General features: G+C 36.4%; 26 protein-coding genes and 1 riboswitch. Of the genes, 3 read left to right on the forward strand and 23 right to left on the reverse strand.

Going from position 1 to position 26,413, the window contains the following annotated elements; all coding sequences use genetic code 11:
* Positions 1-48: 48 nt before the first annotated feature.
* The 13 genes from U8519_RS02495 to U8519_RS02555 all read right to left on the reverse strand — a co-directional run bounded on the left by U8519_RS02495 (position 49) and on the right by U8519_RS02555 (position 11,699).
* Positions 49-1,248: a CCA tRNA nucleotidyltransferase gene (locus U8519_RS02495; protein WP_334328747.1), complete on the reverse strand. Its 1,200-nt coding sequence runs from the start codon at positions 1,246-1,248 to the stop codon at positions 49-51.
* Between the two features lie 16 nt (positions 1,249-1,264).
* Complete coding sequence (locus U8519_RS02500; protein WP_334328748.1) at positions 1,265-2,509, reverse strand: tetratricopeptide repeat protein; 1,245 nt, start codon at positions 2,507-2,509, stop codon at positions 1,265-1,267.
* Between the two features lie 90 nt (positions 2,510-2,599).
* The gene (locus U8519_RS02505) at positions 2,600-2,875 is read right to left on the reverse strand and encodes an HU family DNA-binding protein (RefSeq protein ID WP_010623460.1); all 276 of its coding nucleotides are present in this window, start codon (positions 2,873-2,875) and stop codon (positions 2,600-2,602) included.
* Positions 2,876-3,068: 193 nt separating this feature from the next.
* Complete coding sequence (der, locus tag U8519_RS02510; RefSeq protein WP_334328749.1) at positions 3,069-4,382, reverse strand: ribosome biogenesis GTPase Der; 1,314 nt, start codon at positions 4,380-4,382, stop codon at positions 3,069-3,071.
* Between the two features lie 20 nt (positions 4,383-4,402).
* A complete protein-coding gene (cmk, locus tag U8519_RS02515) occupies positions 4,403-5,062 on the reverse strand; it encodes a (d)CMP kinase (RefSeq protein ID WP_334328750.1) in 660 nt (219 codons plus the stop codon).
* Positions 5,063-5,133: 71 nt separating this feature from the next.
* Positions 5,134-6,390, reverse strand: a complete 1,257-nt coding sequence (locus U8519_RS02520; RefSeq protein WP_334328751.1) for a LysM peptidoglycan-binding domain-containing protein — start codon at positions 6,388-6,390, stop codon at positions 5,134-5,136.
* Positions 6,391-6,500: 110 nt separating this feature from the next.
* A complete protein-coding gene (locus tag U8519_RS02525) occupies positions 6,501-7,052 on the reverse strand; it encodes an ECF transporter S component (protein WP_334328752.1) in 552 nt (183 codons plus the stop codon).
* Between the two features lie 81 nt (positions 7,053-7,133).
* A riboswitch (FMN riboswitch) is annotated at positions 7,134-7,254 on the reverse strand.
* A 266-nt stretch (positions 7,255-7,520) separates the two neighbouring features.
* Positions 7,521-8,243 (reverse strand): pseudouridine synthase, encoded by a 723-nt coding sequence (locus tag U8519_RS02530; RefSeq protein WP_334328753.1) that lies wholly within the window; start codon positions 8,241-8,243, stop codon positions 7,521-7,523.
* Positions 8,230-8,781: an SMC-Scp complex subunit ScpB gene (scpB, locus tag U8519_RS02535; RefSeq protein WP_334328754.1), complete on the reverse strand. Its 552-nt coding sequence runs from the start codon at positions 8,779-8,781 to the stop codon at positions 8,230-8,232. Before scpB ends, U8519_RS02530 begins: the two co-directional genes overlap by 14 nt.
* 3 nt (positions 8,782-8,784) lie before the next feature.
* Positions 8,785-9,510 (reverse strand): segregation and condensation protein A, encoded by a 726-nt coding sequence (locus U8519_RS02540; RefSeq protein WP_334328755.1) that lies wholly within the window; start codon positions 9,508-9,510, stop codon positions 8,785-8,787.
* The gene (locus U8519_RS02545; protein WP_334328756.1) at positions 9,510-9,896 is read right to left on the reverse strand and encodes a RibT protein; all 387 of its coding nucleotides are present in this window, start codon (positions 9,894-9,896) and stop codon (positions 9,510-9,512) included. The genes U8519_RS02540 and U8519_RS02545 overlap by 1 nt, the downstream gene beginning before the upstream one ends.
* A 9-nt stretch (positions 9,897-9,905) precedes the next feature.
* Positions 9,906-10,793 carry a site-specific tyrosine recombinase XerD gene (xerD, locus tag U8519_RS02550; RefSeq protein ID WP_442892117.1) on the reverse strand — a complete coding sequence of 296 codons (888 nt, stop codon included), beginning with the start codon at positions 10,791-10,793 and terminating at the stop codon, positions 9,906-9,908.
* Between the two features lie 45 nt (positions 10,794-10,838).
* A complete protein-coding gene (locus U8519_RS02555) occupies positions 10,839-11,699 on the reverse strand; it encodes a S1-like domain-containing RNA-binding protein (RefSeq protein WP_334328757.1) in 861 nt (286 codons plus the stop codon).
* 350 nt (positions 11,700-12,049) lie between these two features.
* On the opposite strand from U8519_RS02555, the gene U8519_RS02560 reads away from it, so the two are divergent.
* Entirely contained in the window at positions 12,050-13,171 is a 1,122-nt protein-coding gene (locus U8519_RS02560; protein ID WP_334328758.1) for an NAD(P)-dependent alcohol dehydrogenase, read from the forward strand.
* A 306-nt stretch (positions 13,172-13,477) separates the two neighbouring features.
* Here U8519_RS02560 and U8519_RS02565 read toward each other — a convergent pair whose 3' ends face one another.
* The 4 genes from U8519_RS02565 to dnaE form a co-directional block, all read right to left on the reverse strand.
* A complete protein-coding gene (locus U8519_RS02565; protein ID WP_334328759.1) occupies positions 13,478-14,275 on the reverse strand; it encodes a DUF4931 domain-containing protein in 798 nt (265 codons plus the stop codon).
* A 104-nt stretch (positions 14,276-14,379) separates the two neighbouring features.
* The gene (gene pyk, locus U8519_RS02570; protein ID WP_334328760.1) at positions 14,380-16,149 is read right to left on the reverse strand and encodes a pyruvate kinase; all 1,770 of its coding nucleotides are present in this window, start codon (positions 16,147-16,149) and stop codon (positions 14,380-14,382) included.
* A gap of 46 nt (positions 16,150-16,195) precedes the next feature.
* On the reverse strand, positions 16,196-17,155 hold the full coding sequence (gene pfkA / locus U8519_RS02575) for a 6-phosphofructokinase (RefSeq protein WP_334328761.1): 960 nt from the start codon (positions 17,153-17,155) through the stop codon (positions 16,196-16,198).
* Between the two features lie 100 nt (positions 17,156-17,255).
* On the reverse strand, positions 17,256-20,582 hold the full coding sequence (dnaE, locus tag U8519_RS02580; protein ID WP_334328762.1) for a DNA polymerase III subunit alpha: 3,327 nt from the start codon (positions 20,580-20,582) through the stop codon (positions 17,256-17,258).
* A 92-nt stretch (positions 20,583-20,674) separates the two neighbouring features.
* Between dnaE and U8519_RS02585 the strand changes: the two genes are divergently transcribed.
* Together U8519_RS02585 and U8519_RS02590 are read left to right on the forward strand one after the other, a co-directional pair.
* Positions 20,675-20,866: a YjzD family protein gene (locus tag U8519_RS02585; RefSeq protein WP_225422997.1), complete on the forward strand. Its 192-nt coding sequence runs from the start codon at positions 20,675-20,677 to the stop codon at positions 20,864-20,866.
* Between the two features lie 39 nt (positions 20,867-20,905).
* Positions 20,906-21,292, forward strand: coding sequence for a VOC family protein (locus tag U8519_RS02590; protein ID WP_334328763.1), 387 nt, complete (start codon positions 20,906-20,908; stop codon positions 21,290-21,292).
* A gap of 42 nt (positions 21,293-21,334) precedes the next feature.
* Here the strand turns inward: U8519_RS02590 and U8519_RS02595 are convergent, their stop codons facing one another.
* The 6 genes from U8519_RS02595 to U8519_RS02620 form a co-directional block, all read right to left on the reverse strand.
* Positions 21,335-22,066: a hypothetical protein gene (locus U8519_RS02595; RefSeq protein WP_334328764.1), complete on the reverse strand. Its 732-nt coding sequence runs from the start codon at positions 22,064-22,066 to the stop codon at positions 21,335-21,337.
* A gap of 51 nt (positions 22,067-22,117) precedes the next feature.
* Positions 22,118-22,300, reverse strand: coding sequence for a 50S ribosomal protein L32 (gene rpmF, locus U8519_RS02600; RefSeq protein WP_334328765.1), 183 nt, complete (start codon positions 22,298-22,300; stop codon positions 22,118-22,120).
* Between the two features lie 87 nt (positions 22,301-22,387).
* On the reverse strand, positions 22,388-22,705 hold the full coding sequence (locus U8519_RS02605; protein WP_334328766.1) for a lipopolysaccharide assembly protein LapA domain-containing protein: 318 nt from the start codon (positions 22,703-22,705) through the stop codon (positions 22,388-22,390).
* Positions 22,706-22,717: 12 nt separating this feature from the next.
* A complete protein-coding gene (locus U8519_RS02610; RefSeq protein ID WP_334328767.1) occupies positions 22,718-23,515 on the reverse strand; it encodes an SDR family NAD(P)-dependent oxidoreductase in 798 nt (265 codons plus the stop codon).
* Between the two features lie 18 nt (positions 23,516-23,533).
* A complete protein-coding gene (gene rnz, locus U8519_RS02615; RefSeq protein WP_334328768.1) occupies positions 23,534-24,463 on the reverse strand; it encodes a ribonuclease Z in 930 nt (309 codons plus the stop codon).
* A gap of 14 nt (positions 24,464-24,477) precedes the next feature.
* Positions 24,478-26,400 (reverse strand): acyltransferase family protein, encoded by a 1,923-nt coding sequence (locus tag U8519_RS02620; protein ID WP_334328769.1) that lies wholly within the window; start codon positions 26,398-26,400, stop codon positions 24,478-24,480.
* Positions 26,401-26,413 lie beyond the last annotated feature (13 nt).

Genomic DNA, 26,413 nt, shown 5'->3' on the forward strand with positions numbered 1-26,413 from the left:
CCCTTTCGATACTAAATTACTTACTAGGATAATGATACCACAGCAACCTCATTCACTTAACAAATATTGTGCTAATTTATCAAAATTATTGTAAACGGTTCCTTCCACGACCTTATGCTCTATTTCAGACATCAGTTTTCCAATTTCTGGACCCGGTTTTATCTTCAAAATTTTGATTATGTCATTACCTGTGATAGCTAAATCTCGACTAGATTTTATTGGAATATTAAGCACTTCTTCAGATAAATTTTTGTCATCAAGCTTTATTTTGAACAGTTTACATAAACTGACAGTTCGTGCAAAATTATCTACTCCTAGGGAATAAATATCCCAAAGATCAAAATTACCTTTTTTAAAATTCTTTAACATCTTATCAGTTGCAACACTAGTTTCACGAGATTTATTCGATACTTTCCAGTCACGAAGCATCTTATTAAATTGTTTGGGTGTCAGATCCATGGCATAACCAATAGCCGTCCAAGCTGCTTCTTCGTCGACAAACTTTAAATCATCTAATTTTAACAACTTAGCCAAATTATCACGTTGATTCTTAAAGGCTGGACAATACTCTGATAGATTCAATTTTAAGAAATCATTGAATCCTGTTTGCCAAGCTTTTCCAAGCATTAACTTAATAAATTCTTCTCTGACACGCTCTACAGCAATTTTTTCTAATAAATAGGAATTATCTTTAATAGCCTTTGCGGTTTCAGTTTCAACAGTAAAATCAAGCTGTGATTGAAATCTCACTGCACGCATCATTCGTAGTGCATCTTCATGGAACCTCTCTTCGGCTTTTCCGACTGCACGAATAATCTGCTTCTTCAAATCACCTAGACCGTCGAATTTATCAATAACATTGCCATTACGATCGACTGCTAAAGCATTGATCGTAAAATCACGTCTCTTTAAGTCATCTTCTAACGATCGAACAAAGGTTACTTGATCCGGCCTTCGAAAATCCTGATATCCTGACTCAGTTCTAAAAGTCGTGATTTCATATGAATCATCCCCAACCAAAACAGTTACAGTACCATGTTGGATACCCGTATCTACTGTGCGCTTAAAGATTGTTTTGATTTCTTCAGGATAAGCACTTGTGGCAATATCCACATCGTGAATTGGTAAGCCTAAAATGTGATCGCGCACACTTCCTCCAACAAAATAAGCTTCAAATCCTGCTTTTTCGATTTCTTCTAAGACTGGAAGTGCCTGTTCAAAGTCTGAAGGAAGTTTTTTAATCTGCATAAAATTACCTCACATTTTAAATTTGATCCATCAATGCTCGCATTTCATCATTATCAGGATCTTGTTTCAAGTACAACGTCAAAGCAGCCTTCAAGGCAGCCTTATCGCCACTGCTACGCAATATTTCAATCACATCTGTCAAATAATCCAAATTGTCCCTGTACTCATCCAACACTAATAATATGTTCTCTTGAGCTTTGGCAACATCATCTGTTTCAAAGTAAGACTTAGCCAAATTCCAAGTTAACTTAGGATTACCGTTGATATCAACACCACTTAACAAATCTAAGTTGTTCTTGTATTGTCCACGTGTTACGTAAAAATCACTCAGACGAATGATCAATGGCAATGGTGTTTCCACTGTCTTGATACCTTTTTGAATTATTGACATTGCTTCATCTGGTTCTTCAGAAATACCGGCGTCAAAAGCAATTTGGTACAATCTTTCATCTAATTCATTCAAGTTGATTCCTAATTGTGCATATTTGAATGCTTCTTGATTCTTCTTAATGTTCAAATAATCATCAGCTAAAATTGCATAAGCTGTTGGATAATCATGATTCGTCTCAAGTAATTTTTCTAAAACACTAATAGACTTATTATAATCCTTTACTTGATTATACAAAAATCCTAATTGATACTGAGCATCTTCATTCAACTCAATGGCATTGAGTTTTTCAAATTCAGAAATAGCCTCTTCATATTGACCGTCACCAGCCAAAGAACTTGCCTTACGCAACACGATCGAGATACCTGAGTAGTTGGTGATACCAGCATCCAAAAGCATGTCATAATACGTTAACGCCTTGCTGAAGAGATTCTCATCAAAGTATAGTTCCGCAATTGCAAATTTGAAAACATCTTCATCAGGATAATTTCTAATACCTGTAAGCAATTTTTGTTCACTAACTTCATATAGTCCTTGAGATTGATAAATGTCCGCCGATACTAAGAGATTCTCAGCATATGCTGGCGAATCTGGACCAATCTGCGATATATAATCCAGCGCTTGATCAGAATCACCGTCTGAGACTGCAATCTCTGCCAATCGTGAAAGGATCTGACCTTCGTCAGGATAAAATACTAATAAATGTTCATAAATTGTTTTAGCTTGAACTGATAGGCCTCGGCTCATCAATGTCTCAGCCAAAGAAAATTGTGTTTGATCGTCGTCTTGTTCAAGTGATTGCTTGATTAAACTATCTACTTTAGTAAAATCACCTGCATCAATTGTGTCCATTACTTCATCTGCTTTAGTCAAATTATTTCCTCCGTTATTTTAAATGTATTCGACTTCTTTTTTACTCTCTGCATAAAAAAAGACGGTCATCCGACCGCCCCCGAGATAAACCTATTTAACTGAGTCTTTCAAAGCCTTACCTGGCTTAAATGCTGGAACCTTGCTTGCTGGAATCTTAATTTCTTCACCAGTTTGTGGGTTACGGCCTTTACGAGCTGCACGTTGACGTACTTCAAAGTTACCAAAGCCGATTAATTGAACTTTGTTACCTTCTGATAAGTTTTCTTGAATGCTTTCAAAAACAGCATCAACTGCTGAAGTTGCATCCTTCTTTGTTAGACCTGTCTTACTTGCAACACTATCAATAAGTTCTGCTTTATTTGCCATACGTAATACCTCCGGAGATTTGTATAATTTTAGAACACATGAACGACGACTGTGTTCATCATTCCATTAACAAAAGTACCATAGCAGTAGGGTTGTGGCAAGCTTTTACGCTCTAAATTAATATAAAAACTTAAAACTTCACAGAATTTATAAATATAATTATAAAAACGTTAGTTTTACCGCCGTTTAGGGCTTATTTGCGCTTTCTTGGGAGAATTTTAATTGGTGTTCCTTCGAAGTCAAAAGTGTCTCTCAATTGATTCTTTAAAAATCTTTCATAAGAAAAATGTAATAGTTCATTGTCATTAACAAACACGACAAAAGTTGGTGGTTGTACTGCAACTTGTGTCATGTAGTAAATTCTCAATCTCTTACCATTAACAACCGGCGTTGGAGCAATTGATGTTGCTCTCAATAACAAGTCATTTAACACGGCTGATTGAATACGACGTTCACGGTTATCATAGACTCTTGATACTAGTTCAGGAATTTGATCAAGTCTCTGACCCTTAATAGCTGATGTAAACAAGATCGGTGCATATGCCAAGTATTGGAACCCATCTCTGATTTGATTTTCAAAGTCCTTCATTGTGTGGTTGTCTTTTTTCAAAGTATCCCACTTATTAACGACGATAATTACACCTTTACCAGCATTGTGAGCATATCCGGCAACACGCTTGTCTTGTTCACGAATGCCTTCTTCAGCATTCAAAACAACACAGACAACGTCCGACTTATCAATGGCACTCAACGCCCGCAGTACAGAATACTTCTCAGTATTTTCATAAACCTTGCCACGTTTTCTGATACCCGCAGTATCGATCATCGTAAAGTCCTTGTCTAACTTCTCATCATGATACTTAGTATCAATGGCATCCCTAGTCGTTCCTTCCATATTGGAAACAATGACACGTTCATCACCTAAAATTGCGTTGACCAATGATGATTTACCAACATTTGGACGTCCGATAAAACTAAACTTGATAGTCTCATCTTCTTCAGCTTTTTCGTCACTTGGAAATGCTTTGACGATTTCATCAAGCAAGTCACCGATACCTGTACCTTGAGCACCAGAAATAGGATTTGGATCACCAAAACCTAGTGAGTAAAAGTCGTAGATATTTTCTCTTTGCTCTGGATTATCTGCCTTGTTGACTGCCAAAATAACTGGTTTCTTAGTGCGGTAAAGAATCTTTGCTACATCCTCATCTTCTTTAGTAACGCTATTTTGACCGTTAACGATAAAGACAATAACGTCAGCCTCGTCAATGGCGATTTCGGCTTGATTCTTGATCTGGATCGTCATTGGTTCACCACTCATATCAATACCACCGGTATCGATCAAACGGAATTCCTTACCTAACCAACTAGCACGTGCATAAATACGATCACGTGTAACACCAGGAGTATCCTCAACAATACTCAATCGTTCATTAATGATTCTATTAAAAATAGTTGATTTACCAACATTTGGACGCCCAACTAAAGCTACTACTGGAACTGCCATAAATCTACCTCCCTACATTTCTATTTATTCTTATTAATAATTTCTGTAATTCGTTTTACAACTTGTTCTATATTCATATCTGAAGAATCAACTTCGATCGCGTCATCAGCTTTTTTTAGAGGTGAAATTTTACGATGTGAATCTTTATAATCACGAGCAGCAATCTCATCTTCTAAAACATCTAGTGGTGTATTGATCCCACGCTCAATATTTTCTTTGTAGCGACGTTTTGCACGGACGGCAACACTGGCAATTAAGAATATCTTAACATCGGCATCAGGGAGCACTGTCGTCCCTATGTCACGGCCATCCATAACAATATCAACATCATTTGCCAATTGACGCTGCATCTCAACAAGTTCTGTTCTAACTTCCTTGATAGCAGAAACTTGAGAAACGTTATTAGTGATTTCTTCCGTTCTGATAGTATCTGAAATATCCTCATCATCAAGCATGACATGTTGACCACCAGGCTTGTTAACAAAATAAATTTTATGTTCACTCATCAATTTTAAAATACTAGAACTATCATCATAATCTACATTGTTCTTTTTTGCAAGTAAAGTAACTGCACGATACATTGCACCTGTATCACAATAAACAAAATCTAAATTTTTTGCAATTAATTTAGCAATAGTACTTTTTCCAGCTGATGCTGGACCGTCAATAGCAATTTGCATCTTTTAAACTCCCTCTGCTTAACAAAAGGGCCTAGGACATAATCGTCTAAGACCCTTCATAATATTAATTATTATTTAACTCTTAATTGTGTACCTGGTGTTAATGTTGTAATACCACTATTTAAATTTTGCAATTGAGCAGTAGTCAAATTGTGGTTATAAGCGATTCTAAACCAGTTATCACCGGCTTTTACTGTGTAATAGGATGATGAACTGTTATCACTGGCACTATTAGCTGATGAATTACTATCAGTTGTTGTTCCAGTTGATGAACTAGAATTGTTAGAATCCGTTGTTTGCTGCGTTTGTGTACTATCAGTATTACTTGAACTATTGTCAGTACTATCACTAGCAGTTGTATCGTTTGATGAATTATTTGTGCTTGTATTGGCAGAAGCTGCAGCTTCTTTTTCTTCGGCTGCTTTCTGAGCGGCAGCTTTTTTCTTAGCTGCAGCCTCTTCTTCAGCTTTTTTCTTCTTAGCTGCGGCTTTTTTAGCTGCAGCCTTCTTCTCCGCTTCTTCTTTCTTTTTGGCAGCGGCCTTTTTCTTAGCTGCGGTCTTATCCTTACTCTCGGTCGAATTCTCCGATTGAGCACTATCTAAATCACCACTACCACTACCATGAACTGCACTAATAACAACTGGTGCAAACATAATAATGATCAAACCAATTACTAGAGTAGCTACTAAAGTATGGTTTCCACGTTGTTTACTCTTACTGATTGTACGAGAAACATGTCCATCTTCATCTTCATCAGAATCGAATGTCTTTTCCCATGGTTTTTCCTCATCACTATCATTAGTTGGTTCAGAATTCTCAGCTTGTGCTTGTTCTCTAGTCTCTTGAGGAGCTTCATTTGCAGAATCATTGTTACCTGTATCCGAAGATGCTGCTTTACCAGCAACATAGCCGGCAGCAGCACCAACACCTGCAGCAGTTGCAGCTGAAGGTTTGTTTGATTCATCCTCAGTCTTTTCGGATTGACTTAAATGATCCTCACCATTCTTACTTGCTTGCAGATGATCATAATCATCATCTGGCATGGATTGATCCGGCTGAGTTGGAACCTCATATTGCATATCTTGATTTTCGTCATTATCAGTACTGTTGTCTGTAAAAGGTTCAGCGGGTTGTGGCTCTGAATATCCATCTTCCCCAGGTGTTTCTTCAACATTATTCGTACTATTATTAACAGGAACATCTTGACCGTCAGATGGTAATAAATTGTACTTTCTTAAATCTTCAGGACTAACGGAACCATCTAGACCGTCAGTGCTTTTAGGGATGCGAACACCACCAGAAGTATTGTTTTTGTTATTATCGGCCATTAAAAACCAACCTCCTAATTTCTATCCCTTAAAGCATATCATAAAAGTTTAAAATTTTTCTTTAAAGATTCATAAAAAGCCCTTAAATGTGCCACTTTTACTGTATTTTTTTACTTTATAAAAAAATGACCTTTTAATCTTGGATATACAACAATGACACCCGCAGAAATAATCAATGCCTTAACGATATTAAATGGAACCACACCTGTTGCGACATATGTTGCCAAACTCATATTAAGCTTCATCCCTACGACTCCCATATAAAGCGGCATAACTACGAAGTAATTAAGTAATGACATGATAACGGTCAATGACAAAGTTCCCATCACAACTGCCATGACTTTTTTGTTTTTTTGCCAGAAATAATTGAAAGGTAACAATAGTGAAATTGCTCCCACAATACTTGCTCCATCGCCAATAACTCCTGCTACACCAGATCCAGTGATCAACCAATGACAGATCCCCTTAATAAAGGCAATCAGAATTCCACCGACTGGTCCATAAGCAAAAGTACCAATAATAGTTACTACATCACTCAAATCTATCTTCAAGAATGGTAACCAAAACAACACTGGAAATTCAAAGAACATCACGATCGATGCCAATGCTGAAAAAATTGCTACTCCTACTAGCGCTTGAAATTTGTACGTACTTCTTCCCATAAAATCAACCTTTCCCGCCGATTTTCAAAAGAAAAGAGGTCTGTTTGGATACACCTAATTAGGGCACACCAAAACAGACCTCTCTGTTTTCTTTCATCTAGACTTTAACTATCGGTATTGGAATCTAACCAATTCGGCCAACTTACGTTGGGTCGCGGACTATACCGCCGGTCGGGAATCACACCCTGCCCTGAAAACCAACTTATTAAATTTTTCACTTTTAATATATCATATCTCGGATAAAATGCAATATTGCTTTGCTTGTAAGTTACGTTATTTTTGTGAAATCGATTTCATAAATATAGCGAATGCCATTATATCAGCATTTATAGACTATTGATTTTTTCGTTTAATAATCTGATTATTTTTTGAATTTTTCCAGATTATTGTAAATTCATGCACTATTTACATGCTTTTTATAATGATTTAAATAGTTAAAAGTAGATAAAATAACGGCTAATATGCAAGCTACTTCTTTTCTTTCAATTGAGCAACTTCAAGTCTAGTAAGATTTCTATATTTACCGGAAACCAAACCGTCAAGAGTTAAGAAACCATACTTTTCACGTGATAATTTTTCTACTGGATGTCCAACTGCTTCGAACATCTTCTTAACTTGATGATTATGTCCTTCGTGAATAACGATTTTAACTAGAGATGTATTCTTCTTAGTATCTTTGGACATAACATGGATCTTAGCTGGTGCGGTCTTGAAATCTTTTAATTTCATTCCATTTTCCATTTTTTTGATTTCTTCAATTGTCAAGAAACCACGAACCTTGGCCACATATGTCTTATCAACGTGGTAACGAGGATGCATCAATTGATTAGCAAACTCACCATCATTGGTTAATAACAGTAAACCAGATGTGTCATAATCCAAACGTCCAATTGGATAAACACGTTCATCAACGTCATCTTCAAGCAAATCTGTTACTACTTTTCTGCCTTTGTCATCTTTGACCGCAGAAATAACTCCACGTGGTTTATAAAGTAAAATATAACGTTTCTTCTCATCATGCAGAGGTACACCATCAACTTCAACTTTATCACGATGATCTACTTTGATTCCCATTTCGGTAACTGTCTTGCCATTAACAACAACATGACCTTCAGCAATCAATTTTTCTGATGCTCTTCGTGAAGCCACACCTGCATCAGCCATAAATTTTTGTAATCTAACTTTCTCCATCAAAATCTCCTATATTTTCTTCTTGTGTATTTTCAAATTTTTCTATCGGCGGTAAATCTTTTAAACTCTTAATACCAAAATAATCAAAAAAGTCATCTGTCACTACGTAAAGATTAGGATGTCCGGGAACATTCTTCTTGCCATTTTCCATAATCAAACTTCTAGCAAGTAGCGTATTGATACTACCTGAACTCTGAACACCACGAATCTCATCTATTTCAATTCTTGTGATCGGTTGACGATATGCCACGATCGACAATACTTCCAAAGCTGCTTGACTAAGTTTTGTTCCTAAGCCTGACTTGAAATATTTCGTCAAAAGTTCACTATACTGACTCTTTGTAATTAATTTATAGCGTGAATTAAAATTAGCCAATTGTATACCAGATTCCTCATCACTTGCTAATTTTATTGTTAATTGTTCCATTGTTTGACGCAAAGCCGCACTATCTATCTCCAATAGTTCAGCCAAATCTTTTTCTTTGATGCCTTGATCCCCTGCTACAAATAGCAGTGCCATAATTTTTGCTTGATACACTTATCAGTTCCTCAATTCAATAAATAATTCACCATCTAAACCATCCTGAGTGGCTGTTATCTGTTGTTTACTAATCATTTCTAAGATAGCCATAAAGTCAGTCACAACTTCTTCAATATCATTTTGAAGTTTCAGCAATGCTTTAAAAGTCGTTCGTTTAACACTCGACAGCTTATTCAAAATATTTTCTTCAGCATCTTCGATCGACAAAACTTCATTCTGAATAATTTCAGTTTGTGGTTGACGATTTTTTTCTTGCCGTAACAATTCTGCATAAGTCGTTGCCAAATCTTCCAGTGCTACCGAATCAGGTTTTAAGAACTGCTCCAATTGAACTTGAGGAACACTCATGTCCTTATCAAAAGACAGCTTTCGCATTTGTTCTTTTTCTTCAAAATATTCTGCAACTTGTTTAAAAGTTTGATATGTCAGTAATTGAGAGACTAGCTGTTCACGTGGATCTTCCATATCAAAATCATCATCGACTTCATCAGGAGCTTGCGGCAGTAACATTTTACTCTTGATCGACATCAAAGTTGATGCCATAACTAAATAATCACCTGCAATATCTAACTCCAGAACCTTCATACTATTCAAATAATCAATATATTGCTGTGTGATCTGAGCAATCGGAATATCATAAATATCTATTTTGGATTCCTTGATCAAATGTAATAGTAAGTCGATCGGACCTTCAAAATCCGTTAAAACTAATTTTAATTTTTCCATTATTCTTTTTCTGACAACTCACTCTCTTGGTCTGCCTTACTATCTCGCCAAGCTTTTAATAATTTACCCAAATTAAAGTTTCCCAGAATAGTTAACTCGGGGAACTTTTGTTGAATATCATCAAAAATCTTAAAAATATTGCTTTGTGAACGATAAGAAGGACTTAACGAAATATACTCGATAAAAATCGTATGTTCTGAAAATGAAAGAGCCACTATTCCTGAATAGTCTTCAATGTTACTCTTCCACAAATATAATTGGCGATTCTCATCTTCTTTATAGAGTTTCAATTCCTGATCCAAATTAGACATGTCTTTTAAATCAGAGATATACGATAAAAATCCCATCGCAATTTTTTTGTTTTCATCACTATATTTATTGAGCATTATTATCTCCTATGCACGAGGATGTGAATTCTCATAAACTTGTTTCATTCTCGTTTTATTAATATGCGTATAAATTTGAGTCGTTGAAATATCAGAATGACCTAATAATTCTTGTACCACACGCAAATCAGCACCATTCTCTAACAAGTTTGTAGCAAATGAGTGGCGCAAAGTGTGCGGTGTGACATCTTTTTTTATACCAACTTGAGCAATGTATTTTTTGATCATTCGCCAAATGGATTGACGAGTCAATTTATTACCCCGAAAATTCAAGAAGACTTCTTTTTGCTCGCCATATCGTTGCACTAACTGCTCTCGCGTTTCAGCGAAATACTTCTGCAGCCACTTAATAGCTGTATCTCCAATCGGCAATAAGCGTTCTTTATCTCCCTTACCAAGAGTCTTGATCAACCCTAAGTCCAAATGTAAGTCACCCATAGCAAGGTTGACTAACTCACTGACACGTAAGCCAGTCGCATACATGACTTCAAATATTGCACGATCACGAATGCCCAACGGCGTGGACACATCTGGTGATTCGATCAGCGAATCGACCTCTTGCATCGAAAGTACCACTGGTAAATGTTGTCCCTTCTTAGGAGCATCTAATTCATTCATCGGATTAACTTGAATCTTATCGATCAATTCTAACCATTGATAAAATCTGCGTAACGAAGAAAACATGCGCATCTGAGTAGTTTTAGATTTACCAAGTTCGTCTTGGTTAGCGAAAAAATTAGTTATCACAAAATGGTCTTCAGGATATTCTGATTTTTTATTATTTTCTAAATAGTAACTAAACTCTAATAAATCTTGTTGATACGAGGTAATAGTATTTTTTGAAAGTCCTCTATCAAGCCTTAAATATCGTCCATAATCAGAAATCGTATCAAGCATATTCTGATTATGAATCATCAGCTTTTCAGTCAAATAGTCTCACCTCTATTTAAGATAGGTATAACCGTCTTTTTGTTCAATTTTTCTTTGTTTCATAAGATTCCCAAGTGCTCGTTTAAAGCTACCCTTACTGATACCAAAGTATTCCTTAATATCATCTGGATCACTTTTATCAGTATATGGAATCTTGCCATCCCTAGAATGTTCCAAAACGGCCATGATCATTTGAGCATCTGGTGTGATCTCTTCAAAAGCACGAGGTCTCATCGACAAATTAAGACGACGGTGACTAGAACCAATTACACGTGCCTTAACGTGCTGACCAATATGCATAGGACCATCTTGTTCATTAACGTGAATAAAGCCCAAATAATAGTCATCAGTGATTATAAATGTACCTGATTCTCTAATAGCGATGACTGTTCCTTCTTCATCCTTGTTCTTCAAAGAATCGTTAGCACTGCGAACCAACTGCAAATAAAGATTTAAATCAGCTAATTTACCCCACAAACGTCCCTTATGATCAACATCCAGTTTGACCATTACACGGTCGCCTTTCTTAGGCCATTCAGAATGCTCTAATGGTAGATCATCTAAAGAAACAACGATATCCTTGTCGATTAAACCAACATCAACGAACACACCTAAATCAGTTCTGACATTTGTTACCTCCGCATAATCCCAAACACCTGGCATAACTGTTGGAAAATCAACTGTCATACGATTCTTATGTGCTTGATTTTCATAAACAAATCCTGCAATCTCATCACCTAATTCTGGAACTTCTTCAAGCTCTGTCAATTCAAGTGAAAAAGTATATCCTTCGATTTGAACAAAGGCCTCATCTTTATTTAAGTCCGTGACCGTTCCGGCCATAATTTTTCCGTACATATCTTTTAATTCCATAATTTCTCCATATTCCTCAATTAATAATTGTGTTAATCAAAGTACATTATTCATTACTATTTTACCAGTTATACTCAGAGTTACATAATTATTTCAGCTGAACAATTGTACCATGTTTTCATATGTAATTCGTCCAAAACTAAAAATCTTTTAATCAGTTTAAACACCCTTTTCAAGTGCTTATATATCATGTACTTCGCTTACATAAATTTTATGAATATTTGTTTTTTTATTGTAAAGTCACAAGTTTTTTCAAATTCAAGATTGAATTATTAATTATTTTGTGAAATAATTTTCTTTGTGGAAAGCGTTTCCAGAAAATATTAAATACAGAAAGAAGATTTTAATTTATGAAAATTAAAGCTGCTGTTGTTGATAAAGTAAACGATCCATTTGTTATCAGAGATGACATCGAACTTGCCGATCTACAAGACGATGGTCTACAAGTAAAGGTTGTCGCATCAGGTATTTGCCACTCTGATGAAGCATTGCGTAAAGGTGATGCTGGTTTTGACCTACCTGCTATTCTTGGACATGAAGGATCAGGTATCGTTGAAAAAGTTGGTAAGAATGTTCACAACTTTGAAGTTGGTGATCACATCATCATGTCATTCTACTCATGTGGAGAATGTGATAATTGTCTCAAGGGAATCCCAACACAATGTCGTAAATATGCTGCTTCAAATCTAAGTGGTACACGTCCTGACGGTAGTGATCACTTCACAGAAAATGGTAAACATATCAGTGATATGTTCAATCAATCATCATTTACAACACATACTGTAATTAATAAGAGAAATGCTGTTAAAGTTCCTAAGGAACTTGACTTAAGAAAACTTGGACCTCTAGGCTGCGGATATGTAACAGGTAGTGGTACAGTCTTCAATACTTTGAAACCAAGACCTGGTGACACAATTGCCGTATTCGGTACAGGTGCCGTTGGACTTGCTGCTATGATGGCTGGTAAGATCTCTGGATGTACACACGTTATCGCTGTTGATATCGTCCCATCACGTCTTGAACTTGCTCAAAAGATGGGTGCTACAGATATCGTTGACAGTTCTAAAGAAGATGCTGTTGAAGCAATCAAGAAGATCACAAATGGCTTAGGTGTTGACTGGGCTGTTGATACAACAGGTGTTGCCAAAGTTATGACAGATTCAATTGCTGCCCTAACACAAGGTGGTACAACTGCTACAATCGCTGTTACTCCACACAACATTGACATTAGTACATGGAACGATCTATGTGTTGACGACAAGAAAGTTGTCGGTGTAAATATGGGTGATTCAATTCCTCAAGTTGACATCCCTCGTCTACTAGAATTCTACAAGATGGGCGTATTCCCATTTGACTTAACTGAGAAATTCTATGACTTCGATCAAATCAACGAAGCCGATGCTGATTCTGTCAGTGGTAAGACTATCAAACCAGTTTTGATCATCGACAAAGACTACAAACCAGAAGCTTAACTTAACAAAATCATCTATAACAAAGGAGCTCAATCAATCGATTGGGCTCCTTTTTCGTACGGCAAATTTACAATTGAAGTGCAACTAAAACTTTAATGCTTTTTGCTTCGTTTCTTTTCAAAATTATATCCACGAATCAATATATCGATAATCAAGTAACAAAATATAATGGCGGTAAGCCAACAGGAAAAGATTAAGTCGCTCAAGATATTGATTCATCTCGGCAATAAATTACCGAGTTTTTTCAATTAGCGACTTTTATAAATGGATCTAAAAAAAGCTTCCGAGAAATACTCTCGGGAGCTTTTACTTTATCTCATCACATTCCGCTTCATTCTTTAATTTGACAAGCACGTCGCTTGCAAATTTCTCTAACGTATCTTTGTTATCTCTCTGTGGTAATTTATATCCCACAAAATATGGCGAGGCAACGAATCTAGGAACTATTTTACAAATAATATCTCCATCTTCATCATAAAAGAAGATATTATAAGAATCGCAAGTACCATTATGAAATTCATTTAATATATAACGAACAGTAATTCTGGCAAATTCAGCCAAATCATTCAGATACTTAGCATCCTTAATTCTAATATTAAATTCTACGAATCCCATAATTGGTTCTTGGGAAATATTAAAATCAATATTATCTGATTTCCAAATCTTATAGCCGGTAAAATTATGCTTGCTGATATATTGATACCCATCTACATTATTTAAACCAACCACTTGGAAATGTGGATGTCTAAGACTGCCACCTGACATGGGACCAAAATTCTTATACATTAAAACACTCTTATATTTTTTAGTTTCCAATAAGGAATTCCAGCATTCAAAAATAAACTGAAAAACTTCTGAATTCTTTTTAACTGAATAAGTCGAAATATCTGCATCATGTTCACTTGATTCGATCAAAACCGTCTGGTAAGTGTCCTTAAGTGTACGAAATTTATTTTCAAGCCAGATCATATCATCTTTTTGCTTGATAATATTGGTCAAATTATCAGTGTCACAAAATGGACACACTGCAGCCTTCTTTTTTGTGTCTCTTGGTTTTCCCTTAGCACCATCTAATTGGAAAATCAACAAATCTTTTTCATCCAAAATAGTACTCCTATCTTACGAGTATACAAAAATACTGAAGGGAATCTGATCAGAATCCCCTTCAGTATTTTTAATATACTTTAATTAAAACTTATTTGTAAAAATTATAGTGAGCGTGAAGCACCCTTGTATACAACACCACGTCTTGAATCAACTGTGACTGTTTCGCCATCGTTAATCAAGTCTGTGGCCTTCTTAGCACCAACAACAACTGGTAGACCCATAGCAATACCAACTACGGCTGCATGTGAAGTCAAACCACCGTTTTCAACAACTACGGCACTAGCTTTTTCAAGAGCTGGAAGGTAATCCTTGTCTGTCATTTCTGTAACAAGAATGTCTCCTTCTTTAACTTTTTCGTTAGCTTCTTTAGCTGAATGAGCAACTACAGAGTTACCAACAACTGATTCTTCACCGACACCTTGTCCTTTAACAAGAGTTGAACCGATTAATTGAACCTTCATAACGTTTGTTGTACCACTTTCACCAACTGGAACACCAGCAACGATAAGAATTAGATCTCCTTCTTTAGCAAATCCAAGTTCTTGGGCTTTCTTAGCAGCAAGATCAAACATTTCATCAGTGTTTGATGGCTTTTCAGCAACGATAGGTTGAACACCCCAGTTAACTGTTAGTCCACGTTGTGTTGTTTCATCAAATGTAATTGCAAGAATATCAGCACTTGGACGATACTTAGAAATCATACGAGCTGTGTAACCTGACTTAGTAGCTGCAACAATTGTGTTAATGTTCAATTCTTCAGCAGTTCTAACAACAGATTCACCGATTGATTCTGTAACGTTTGAGCCTTTGTATTCTTCGAAACGTTGGAGAGCTAATTGGTTACTGCTATCCAATTGTTTTTCTGTACGTTCGTCAATTTGAGCCATAGCTGCAACTGCTTCAACAGGGTAGTCACCGTTAGCACTTTCACCAGAAAGCATAGTTGCATCTGTACCATCAAGAACAGAGTTAGCAACATCAGTAACTTCGGCACGTGTAGGACGTGGGTTTTCTTGCATTGAATCAAGCATTTGTGTAGCTGTGATAACTGGCTTGCCAAGAGCGTTACATTTTTGGATCAAGCTCTTTTGTACGAATGGTACGTTTTCAAATGGAATTTCAACACCCATGTCACCACGAGCAACCATCAAACCATCAGAAACTTTCAAGATAGAATCGATGTTGTCGATACCTTCTTGTGATTCGATCTTAGGGAAGATTTGAACTTGTTCCATATGTTTTTCTTCAAGGATTTCACGAATATCAAGAACATCTTGTGCTTTACGAACAAATGAAGCAGAGATGAAGTTGATGTTGTTGTCACAACCGAAACGAATATCATCAGCATCTTTTTCTGTGATACCTGGTAGGCGGATTTCAACACCAGGTGCGTTAACACCCTTACGTGAACCGATCATACCATCATTTTGAACAACTGTAACTAATTCACGATTCTTGTCGTCTTTTTCTGTGATCTTAAGATCAACAAGACCATCATCGATTAATACGTGACCACCAACATGTGTATCATCGTATAGACCAGGGTATGTAACAGCGATCTTTTCTGGGTTACCAGTTAATGAATCATCCATTGAGATACGGATAACATCACCGATCTTAGCTTCAAACTTACCACCATCTTGAACAGTTGTACGGATTTCAGCACCCTTTGTATCCAAAACGATACCAACTGTCTTACCAGTAATTTTTTCAGCTTCGTGAACCATGTTCATACGTGATAAATGTTCTGCGTGATCACCATGTGAGAAGTTGAAACGGAAAATGTTAGCTCCAGCTTCAATCAACTTTGTGATTGTTTCAACATCATTAGATGCAGGTCCAAGTGTACTTACGATTTTTGTTCTTTTCATCGAGAATCTCCCTTTTCTTTTGTTGTTCATTGTTTATTGTAACAAACTATCTGCTTAATGATTGGTTTAAATCATATAAGTCTAAGTCAGGTTTGTGCTTGCCATCAAATAGATCAAGCATGTTATGGTATGTCAACTTGTTGTCTTCGATACCAATAGCAACTCCACCCTTGCCTTCTTCAAGAAGGTCAACAGCATAAGCACCCATCTTACTTGCTAGAACACGATCTCTAGCTGTTGGTGAACCACCACGTTGTACGTGTCCTAAAACCGTACTACGTACTTGGAAATCACCGTATTCATTAAGCTTATCAGCAAATTCTTGAGCGTGCATAACACCTTCAGCAAGAACCACAAGCATGTGTTTCTTACCTTTTTCACGTCCTTCTTTGATACGTGCAGCGATATCAGCGATATCAAAGTCACGTTCAGGAACAACGATTTCTTCAGCACCACCGGCAACACCAGACCATAAGGCGATGTCTCCAGCTCCTCTACCCATAACTTCAATAACGAAAGTTCTTTCATGGGATGTAGCAGTATCTCTGATCTTATCAATTGATTCAATAACTGTACTTACAGCTGTGTCAAAACCAATTGTGAAATCAGTGTAAGGAATATCATTATCAATTGTACCTGGTAGACCGACGGCATTATATCCATGCTCTGTCAAACGCAAAGCACCGTGATATGAACCATCTCCACCGATAACAACCAATGCATCAATTCCGAATTTCTTAAGTTGTTCAATACCCTTAAGTTGACCTTCTACTTTGGCGAATTCAGGATATCTTGCTGAATACAAGAATGTTCCGCCACGTTGAATACGGTCAGAAACGTCAGATGCAGTAAGTGGGAAAATATCACCCGCAACCAATCCGGCATATCCATAATTGATACCAAACACTTCAAGGCCCTTATCTAGGGCCCTACGTGTGACTGCTCTAATAGCAGCGTTCATTCCAGGGGCATCTCCACCACTGGTTAAAATACCAATCCGCTTCATTTGTTCACACTCCAAATTTATTTGTTTCAAAAACAAAACCTAATAAAATATAACATTTTTATTGAATACTTTGTAGAGCTGAAAACGTTTTAGGACGAAATTAATTATGTTTTTTCAGGAAAACATTCTTTTTGCCTAATAAAGTTTCCAATTTTGATTGAACTTCTTCAGAAAAATTTATCCATCGATTGGACTTCAAAATCGCGGCCTGCTTGGTTTTTTCGCGATATAAGATCACAGGGATCTTCCCAGGCGAGCTTTCGATCGTCCTATACAGTTTAGACAAATTGTCTTCAGTATCGATTGTTTTCATTATTTTCAGATATAGTTTTTCATCAGGAAGTTGCACTGTATACTGTTTTGGATCATTAAATCTATCCGCAATGAATTCTAAATCACCACGACGACCATCATTGGCTCGACCAACGACTAAGAATATCTTTCCTTCCAATTCCGTATTTTCTAACTTTTGGAATAACTTAGGAAAAATCGTTACTGATATTGAACCAGTTTCATCTTCAATTGTCGCAAAGCACATTCTCTGACCTTTCTTGGTTCGAATAACTCGTGGACGTTTGATCAAGCCCAAAACCGAGACATCCCTATTCTTGACTTCAGACAGATTAGATATTTTAACAGTATTCGTATTTAATAATTTCTCACGATATTTCTCAACTGGATGACCGGAAACATAAATACCAAGATATTCTTTTTCCTGATTTAGTTTTTCTGTTAAAGAATAATCATCGACCTCATGTTTCTTGGGATCCAAAACATCGAATAGTGACAAATTACTACCAGCGAGTTGAATACTCTCAATCAAATCTTTGAAGTCCAACATTAATTCTCGACGATTGCGATTAAACGAATCGAAAGCACCTGACAAGATCAAAGGATCAATATAATCGTCCTTAACAAACCTAATATCGATCCGTTTCAAAAAGTTCTGAGCATCGGTGAACTCACCATTTTTGTTTCGCTCATCAATAATATCTCTTGCCAAGTCACGGCGCATACCCTTAACACTTAAAAAGCCAAAACGTATGCCTTTGTTATTAACAGTGAATGTGTCTTCACTACGATTAATATCGACACTTAAGATCTTCAAGTGACGATCTTTAGCACCTTGAACATACAAAGATATCTTACTTTCATTGTTCAAATTAGCATTCATCAAACAATTAAAGAATATCTCTGGAAAATGAACTTTAATGTACGCTAGCCAAAAGGCAATCATTGAATAGGCAACTGAATGTGACTTATTGAAACCATAATTACCAAAAGTCTCAATATATTCATAGACCTTTTCAGCTGATGCTTTATCGTGTCCATGTTTAACTGCCCCATCAACGAATTTTTTATGGTTAGCATCCATCAGGGACTCATTCTTCTTACTAATGGCTCGACGTAAAATATCGGCATCTGCCAGAGAGAACCCAGCCATCTCAGAACTAGCCTGCATAACTTGCTCTTGATAAACCAGAATGCCATATGTCGGCTTGAGAATATTCTCCAGTGAAGCATCGGGATAAGTAACAGGTTCTTGGCCATGCTTTCTGGCAATAAATGTAGCAATGTTCTGCATTGGACCCGGTCGATACAAAGCATTCGTCGCCACAATATCATTAAAACTAGTTGGTTTGAGTCTCCTCAAAACACTTCTAATACCATCTGATTCAAATTGAAAAATTCCGTCCGTATCGCCCCTCTGGAATAACTCCAAAGTTTTTTCATCATTCAAAGGTATCTTCTCTGGAATAAATTCTCTTTGATATTCTTGCGAAATTAATTCAATTGCCTGATCCAGAATAGTTAGATTCCTCAAACCTAAGAAATCCATCTTCAGCAAACCAACGCTCTCAACATTGTTCTTCGTCTGCTGAGTCAGATTAATACCGTCATCTTCCAATTGTACGGCGACAATATCCGTCATCGGTTTCTTACTAAGAACGATCCCTGCAGCGTGCGTCGAATAGTGTCTAGGTATACCTTCGATTCGTTTTGCCACTTTGAAGATCAAACGGTTCTCTTCAGAACTATCGATCAATCCTTGAAGTGTCTTAGATTCATTAACCGACTCATCCAAGGTGATATTCAACTTACGCGGAATTGCATTCGACCACTGAGTGAGTTGAAACTGTGTTTGACTGAACGTTCTTGAAATATCTCTCAATGCCATCTTGGCAGCAAGAGTTCCAAAGGTAATGATCTGTGCCATATGATCTGATCCATACTTGTCGTGCATATACATTACCATTTCGTCTCTACGGTCGTCAGGGAGGTCTAAATCAATATCTGGCATATTGACACGCTGTGGATTCAAAAATCGCTCAAACAGCAAATCATACTTAATTGGGTCCACTTGTGTGATACCTAAGGTATAAGAAACCAACGAACCAGCTGCTGATCCACGACCTGGACCGGTTTTGATTCCTATTTCATGAGCATGTTTGATGACATCCCAGACGATCAAGAAATAATCAGAAAATCCCATCTTGTCGATAACATCCAACTCATACTTCAATCGTTGTAAATAGTTATCCGGGACAATTCCATTCAATCGCTTCTTCAATCCTCGACTAGATAAACTGTATAAAAATTCTGTCGATGATAGACCGTCTGGTGTAGAAAATTCAGGCAACTCAGTATCCTTGAACTCGATTTCTACATTGCATTCATTCGCAATCTCATCGGAAACTCTGACCGCACTAGCCATATCAAATCGACCGAAGTCACTTTCAAAAACATCTGCAGTCCTTAAATAGTGATCTCCTTCTTCAACGACTTGACTGATACTTTCGAATTTTTGTCCAGTTCGTAAGTAATTTAAGACCTGATACGCCAAATGATCGTCAGAATTAATGTATCTAACATCCCCTAATGCGACTAACGGAACATTGATAGTATTAGAAATTTCTTTCAAACGTTTAACGTTGTCGATCTGTTCTGAATATAAGCCTACTCCCAAGAAAAAAGAGTTCGCATCTAATATTGAATTTATTTTGTCAAAATAACCTTGAACATCGTCTGAAATCAATATTTCGCAATCATTCGCTGGTGTGATCACAAAAATACCACTCATAAATTGTCTAATGTCATCAATTAAAATGGCATTCTTAGAAGACATGATTGCAGATGATATTTTGATCAAGTTTTTGTATCCATGATCATTCTTAGCTAACAAAATCAATGGATATGATTCTGCTGTATTTTGAATTCCGGCAATTTCAGCAGTTAATCCAATAATAGGTTTGATTCCCACTTTTTTAGCATACTTATAAAAGTCAATCGAACCATACAAATTGTTAATATCAGTTAAGGCAATTGAAGAGTACCCTCGCTCTTTGGCCTTATCAATCAGTTCTGGAAGCTTAACAGGACTATGCAGTAAACTATAGCTGCTCATTACTTGTAGTTGCGTTTGCAATTTGTCGCCTCCCTTAGTTAAAATTATATCAAATTGAGTAAAACTTTATTGGGCTAAACTCTTTTTTGTGCTAAACTACTGGAGAAAGTGAGATGGAAGATATGAGATATGTTGCTGTAATTTTTTGGGCAGTTGTTCTAGGCCAAGTTGCCGGCTTTATCGGTGGTGCATTGAACCAACAAACTTTTAATTCCCAACAAACAATGATTGTTACTGTAGTATTTGCAATTATCTTCAGCATTATTCCAATGCTTCTAGATAATGATAAGAAGAATCGCGCTTAATCATAAGCGCTTTTTTTATGCTCAGAAAAGAGAAAGTGAATGAAAATAAAGAATATTGATCACCTAGTATTAACCGTACACGACATCTCTAAAAGTTGTGACTTTTATTCAAAGGTTTTAGGAATGGAAGTCATTACTTTTGGCGAGAACCGCAAAGCTTTAAAATTTGGCTCTGAAAAAATCAACTTGCATCAAGTTGGTCACGAATTTGAGCCAAAAGCAGCTTCACCGACACCTGGCTCTGCTGATCTTTGTTTGATTGTTGCTGATGATATCGGTTCTGTCACAAAATATCTAAACAAACATTCTATTCAAATCGAACAAGGACCTATCGAAAAAAATGGTGCTAATGGAAAGATCGAATCAGTTTATATCAGAGATCCTGATTTAAACCTGATCGAATTATCCAACTACAAACAAAAATGAGACTATATTTGCCAGTAACACTGACATAATAGTCTCATTTTTTTATTTTGTAATATACAAATAGAAATCGTTCGTTGCTAAATTAACGTTGTAATTAATTCCTTTAGAAGTGATTTGCTTCATAGTAGTTGTCCCACCATCGGCATCTTTTACTTCTTTACCAAGTTTTTTAACTACGCTCTTACCATCAGCACCAACGTATTGGGAAATCAATACTAAATCAGTTCCAAAATCTTTCATCCCTGACTTAGACTTCATCGCCTTATATGTGATGTTCATGGCAATTCCCATCAATTGTCCATTTTGAACATTCATTCTTAGTTTAGTTCCATTGCTTGTTGTATACTTGAAAATTCCATCTTTAGCTATTAACGGTAGTTGATCGGTCTGTTTGCCCATCTTAAGATTCATAAAATTATATTGTTGAGCAAAGGTCGTATAATCTATCAACGCCTTAGACTTAGCTATTTTAACAATTTTTGTCTTAGTATCATCATTCTTTTGAGCCTTGATACGGACAGTCTTTGTCTTCGTACCAACAGGCACAGAGATGGCAAAGTGGTCATCGCTGACCTTAACTTTCTTAGTTACACCACCAACTGTGTATGTTAGTTTGTCATAATCAATCGCCTTGCCTTTAACAACAGCTACTAAACCATCAGCAGAATACTCACTCTTAGTGGTCGAAAGATCTAACTTCGAGCATCCAGTCAATAGTATGAAGAATACAGGAACTAATATCAAAAATAAGTATTTTAGTTTTTTCTTCATCATAGATTCCCCATGTATTAAAAAAAAGCCAAGCATAATTTACTTGGCTTTTAATTAAGCTTCTTTCTTGTCATCGATAACTTTTTCACCCTTGTACATACCTGATGGTGATACATGGTGACTAATACGATATTCACCAGTAGCAACGTCGAATTGCATGTTTGGTGTATCTAATTTGATATGTCCACGTCTTTGACGTTTTCTTTGTTTTGATGTTTTTCTCTTTGGAACAGCCATATTTAAAAACTCCTTTATTTATATTACTTAATCAAATCTAACGTTTAATATAATACTATCATAAAAACGTTTGAGCAAGCAAAATTACTATTTTGTTTGTTTTTTCGTCTGATTTTCCTTTAAAGCGTCAGCAATTTGACTATCATTGGACACTTTAACGTTAGAAATTTGTTTTTTTGCACTACGTGATAATTTGTTATCATCTTTCTTTTTACCAGAACTAGCTAACAACATTGTGATAACTGCTCCAAGTAATAATGAAACAATAATAAGAATGATCAACGGCAATTTAACATGTGTAAATCCAAAACTAACAGTTACCGGATTTACATTCAACACTGCAAAGATGACGACGATCAATGCAATGATCAATCCAATTACAAATCTTGACTGTTTATTATTCATAAAAGTCATCCCCTACTTACGATTTCCTAGTGTACTAGCTAGAAAATCACCAATACTTGGCGCAATTTTATAGAGAACTGCTGCCAATTCCATATAACGTGGACGGTTGATCTCACGTTTATTTTTGTTAAAAGCATTGACGATATCCCAAGCTAGCTTGTCTGGATCTAAGACAAAATACTTTACTGAATCTAAATAATCACCATTGTGATCAGCTACATCGAAGAAATTCGTCGCTACCGGTCCTGGATTGATGGTCGTGACCTTGACATCAAAAGGCTTCAATTCCAAGCGCAGTCCATCTGAAAATCCAATAACCGCTGCCTTAGTGGCTGAATAAACTGCTGACTTAGGTGTCGTGATCTTACCAGCCATTGAGCCCACATTCAAAATATGTCCGTGACCATTAGCAATCATTTTTTGAGCAAGTAAACGAGTCATCAACATTAAGCCTAAAACATTCACACGGAACATTTTTTCAACAGTATCAAAATCTGTATCAAGATAATTTGAAAAATCTCCAAAACCTGCTGCATTTACTAATATATCAATATTTTCAGAAAATTCAAATGCCTGATCCACTCCAGCGATAATTTGTTTAGGATCACTCATGTCGATCAAAATGTACTCATGACGAGCTGACTCTGCACCAACACGAATACATTCGTTCTTAACTTGAAGAAGCTTGTCTTCACTTCTGGCAACCAAAATCACATTAGCACCTAACTTAGCAGAATTAATTGCTACATCTTTACCAATACCTGACGATGCACCTGTTACTAATACTGTTTGGTTCAATAAATTATTCATCTTGCAACCCCGCTCTCATTATATTTTAAATGGTACCTCGTAGATATCAAAATCATTAACTACTTTAGTATTCTTAAAAACTTTTTGAGCTTCTTTTTGTAAAATCAAAGATCCTCTACCAGTATAACGAGCAGAAATATGTGTCAATAAGAGTCCCTTGGCATGACATCTCTTAGCGACTTCAGCCGCTTGTGTTGCTGTTGAATGGAAATAATTATAAGCCAATTTCTTTTCATCATTTGAGAATGTTGATTCATGAACGATTACATCCGCATCTTGAGATAACTTATCGATTTCCGGAGTATACCTAGTATCAGAAATAATCGTAACTACCTTGCTAGGTTTGTCAGGACCAATATAATCTTGACCATTTATTTCTGTTCCATCGTCCAAAGTTACTGTTTTACCAGCCTTCAATTGTCCAAAAATTGGACCGTTAGGAATATTATATTTCTTTAGATCATCGACCAGCAGTTCACCTGTACGTGGCTTCTCCACCACGCGATATCCAAAACAAGTAACTCGATGCTTAAGTTTGCCGGCATAAACACTAAAGGTCTTGTCATTGAAGACCTCACCGCCGTCTTTTAACTCAATATACTTGATTTTATAGTTTAACTTGCTACCAGTGACTCTCAAAGCCGTTTCAACGTATTCTTTGATTCCTACTGGGCCATAGAGCTCCAAAGGCGAATTACCGCCCTGATTGGCTCTACTTGCCAATAAACCTGGTAGTCCAAAAATATGATCACCATGCAAATGAGTAATAAATATCTTAGTGATTTTTCTTGGTCGAATTGTTGTTCTTAAAATTTGATGCTGTGTTGCCTCGCCCACATCAAAAAGCCAGACCTCGTTTCGTTCATCCAGCATTTTCAGTGCTGTACTAGAAACATTTCTGCCTTTAGACGGAACTCCGGCTCCTGTTCCTAAAAATTCAAGTTCCATATAAAAATCCTATTCTATTTTTTATCTAATACTTTTAGTATTTCCTTTACTACAAATGAAGTATAGTACATTGAACCATCTGGATTAGGATGAACATTGTCATCATAGAACCAGTCAGTATGCCCATTAGAATAGTCATTCCAGTCAATTACATGTAAGTTCTTATACTTATTAGTAGCTTGACTCAAAACACCATTAACAGTCTTCTCCCAAGGTCTAGTTGGTACATGAACGTTGATCCAGAAAACATTTCTGTTTGGACCAACTAACTTCATAATTTGATCTACTTGTTGCGCACTGATCGGTCCATTAGTACCTAGACCAATCATTACGTTAGGTGCAAGCACGCCTTGATTTTTGTAGTTTTGCAAAATATCAACACTGGCATCAACTTGACGACTTACAGCAGCATCGACGATCACTTTTTTGTCATCAAATAGCTTCAAGAAATTATCAGATCCATCAGCCATGACAGAATCACCAACTGCAGTTAACGGAATATCCTTTAATTGTTGCAATTGAGTTTGAGATAGTCCGTACTTCTCAAACTCTTGGTTGACAGGATTACTCTTAGCAGCCTTCTTGTATCGAGCCATGTCAGCAGCGCTGATCTTACCATTTGATTGTTTAGCCTTATTCTTCTTTAAGTTATCGATAGCCTGCTGTTTCTTCTTCTTATTGGCCTTTTCGTTCTTAGTGATCTTATCAGCCAATTGGCTATGGTTCACATTAGGGTTAGGTGCACTGACAGCTTTAACAACACTATAACCACCAGTAATAGTGATCAAGGCAATAATTACTGCCAATACTTTTTGATAACCTAGAGAACGCTTGAAGAAGTACTTAATTGAATCCCAGTTAGCATGTGCCAATGGTTGTTCAACAAATCTAAATGAAAATTCTGTAACCAATACTATCAAAATAACTTCGATCACTGGATAAAGAATTGGATGATCAGCAATGTTCTTAAACTTAGATTCAAAGAAAATCATTACTGGAAATTGGTATAGGTACAATCCATAACTTCTGCTACCAATGTAATGGAATAATTTATTACTTAACACCCTATTCCAAAATGCATCAGGATGAGCTACTACACCAATTAAGATACAAGTAACTAAAGTAAAGATAAACATTCCACCACGATACAAGAATGGATCATTATCCTTAACTGTAAAGATCATCAAAACCATTAAGGCAATCGATAAAGCCCCGATGACATTGAGTTTTAATTTATCATTTTTTGCCAAACCGCCCTTAAGACGTTCTGCAGGCCAAACCAACGCTAGTCCACATCCCATCAGGATCGAGAACAAACGTGTATCTGTACCATAATAAATTCTACTTGGATCAACACCCGGCTTGAATAAAATTGCCATCCAAATTGCAGAAGCAATCGAAACGACCATTGTAAATCCAAAAATACGGCTCTTCTTTACGCCAAATTTAATAAATAACAATAGCAATAATGGCCAAACAATATAAAATTGGCCTTCAATCGATAATGTCCAGAGATGTGTAAATGGTGACTCATTGTTGGCGAATCTTTCAAAATAAGATTGACCGTTAAAAATTTGCCACCAGTTATAGACATTCAGAACATTAGTAATAAATATCTGATCTAAATGATATAGTAAATTCTTCAAAAAGAAGAATATGTATGCGCCAGATGCTAGCAGCACAAACAACATACCAGGGTACAATCTCTTTACACGTTTCCAATAGAAATTTTTTAAATCAAATTTCCCACCATAATCGGTCGTATTGAAAAAATGATCAGTAATCAAATAACCTGATATTAAGAAAAAAATTGGAACTCCCAAATATCCACCGGAAAAGACGTTAGGATTCAAGTGATACATTATGACACCTATAACCCCTAGAGTACGTAAACCGTCAAATCCGCTTATATATCTTCTTTTCGGTGATTTATCCATTATACTTATTTAC

Source organism: Companilactobacillus sp. HBUAS59699, assembly GCF_036913575.1.
Taxonomy (GTDB): domain Bacteria; phylum Bacillota; class Bacilli; order Lactobacillales; family Lactobacillaceae; genus Companilactobacillus.

What these genes read in the sequence shown, in the direction of transcription:
- U8519_RS02585 (WP_225422997.1), top strand. Translation starts at nt 20,675, where the DNA reads ATGGAAGATATGAGATATGTTGCTGTAATTTTTTGGGCAGTTGTTCTA.
- U8519_RS02505 (WP_010623460.1), bottom strand. Translation starts at nt 2,875, where the DNA reads ATGGCAAATAAAGCAGAACTTATTGATAGTGTTGCAAGTAAGACAGGT.
- xerD (WP_442892117.1), bottom strand. Translation starts at nt 10,793, where the DNA reads ATGCTTGATACGATTTCTGATTATGGACGATATTTAAGGCTTGATAGA.
- U8519_RS02525 (WP_334328752.1), bottom strand. Translation starts at nt 7,052, where the DNA reads ATGGGAAGAAGTACGTACAAATTTCAAGCGCTAGTAGGAGTAGCAATT.
- U8519_RS02590 (WP_334328763.1), top strand. Translation starts at nt 20,906, where the DNA reads ATGAAAATAAAGAATATTGATCACCTAGTATTAACCGTACACGACATC.
- U8519_RS02540 (WP_334328755.1), bottom strand. Translation starts at nt 9,510, where the DNA reads ATGGAAAAATTAAAATTAGTTTTAACGGATTTTGAAGGTCCGATCGAC.
- U8519_RS02530 (WP_334328753.1), bottom strand. Translation starts at nt 8,243, where the DNA reads ATGGAGAAAGTTAGATTACAAAAATTTATGGCTGATGCAGGTGTGGCT.
- rnz (WP_334328768.1), bottom strand. Translation starts at nt 24,463, where the DNA reads ATGGAACTTGAATTTTTAGGAACAGGAGCCGGAGTTCCGTCTAAAGGC.
- cmk (WP_334328750.1), bottom strand. Translation starts at nt 5,062, where the DNA reads ATGCAAATTGCTATTGACGGTCCAGCATCAGCTGGAAAAAGTACTATT.
- U8519_RS02605 (WP_334328766.1), bottom strand. Translation starts at nt 22,705, where the DNA reads ATGAATAATAAACAGTCAAGATTTGTAATTGGATTGATCATTGCATTG.
- rpmF (WP_334328765.1), bottom strand. Translation starts at nt 22,300, where the DNA reads ATGGCTGTTCCAAAGAGAAAAACATCAAAACAAAGAAAACGTCAAAGA.
- U8519_RS02555 (WP_334328757.1), bottom strand. Translation starts at nt 11,699, where the DNA reads ATGGAATTAAAAGATATGTACGGAAAAATTATGGCCGGAACGGTCACG.
- U8519_RS02520 (WP_334328751.1), bottom strand. Translation starts at nt 6,390, where the DNA reads ATGGCCGATAATAACAAAAACAATACTTCTGGTGGTGTTCGCATCCCT.
- pfkA (WP_334328761.1), bottom strand. Translation starts at nt 17,155, where the DNA reads ATGAAGCGGATTGGTATTTTAACCAGTGGTGGAGATGCCCCTGGAATG.
- U8519_RS02595 (WP_334328764.1), bottom strand. Translation starts at nt 22,066, where the DNA reads ATGATGAAGAAAAAACTAAAATACTTATTTTTGATATTAGTTCCTGTA.
- pyk (WP_334328760.1), bottom strand. Translation starts at nt 16,149, where the DNA reads ATGAAAAGAACAAAAATCGTAAGTACACTTGGACCTGCATCTAATGAT.
- U8519_RS02545 (WP_334328756.1), bottom strand. Translation starts at nt 9,896, where the DNA reads ATGCTCAATAAATATAGTGATGAAAACAAAAAAATTGCGATGGGATTT.
- U8519_RS02560 (WP_334328758.1), top strand. Translation starts at nt 12,050, where the DNA reads ATGAAAATTAAAGCTGCTGTTGTTGATAAAGTAAACGATCCATTTGTT.
- U8519_RS02495 (WP_334328747.1), bottom strand. Translation starts at nt 1,248, where the DNA reads ATGCAGATTAAAAAACTTCCTTCAGACTTTGAACAGGCACTTCCAGTC.
- der (WP_334328749.1), bottom strand. Translation starts at nt 4,382, where the DNA reads ATGGCAGTTCCAGTAGTAGCTTTAGTTGGGCGTCCAAATGTTGGTAAA.
- U8519_RS02620 (WP_334328769.1), bottom strand. Translation starts at nt 26,400, where the DNA reads ATGGATAAATCACCGAAAAGAAGATATATAAGCGGATTTGACGGTTTA.
- U8519_RS02610 (WP_334328767.1), bottom strand. Translation starts at nt 23,515, where the DNA reads ATGAATAATTTATTGAACCAAACAGTATTAGTAACAGGTGCATCGTCA.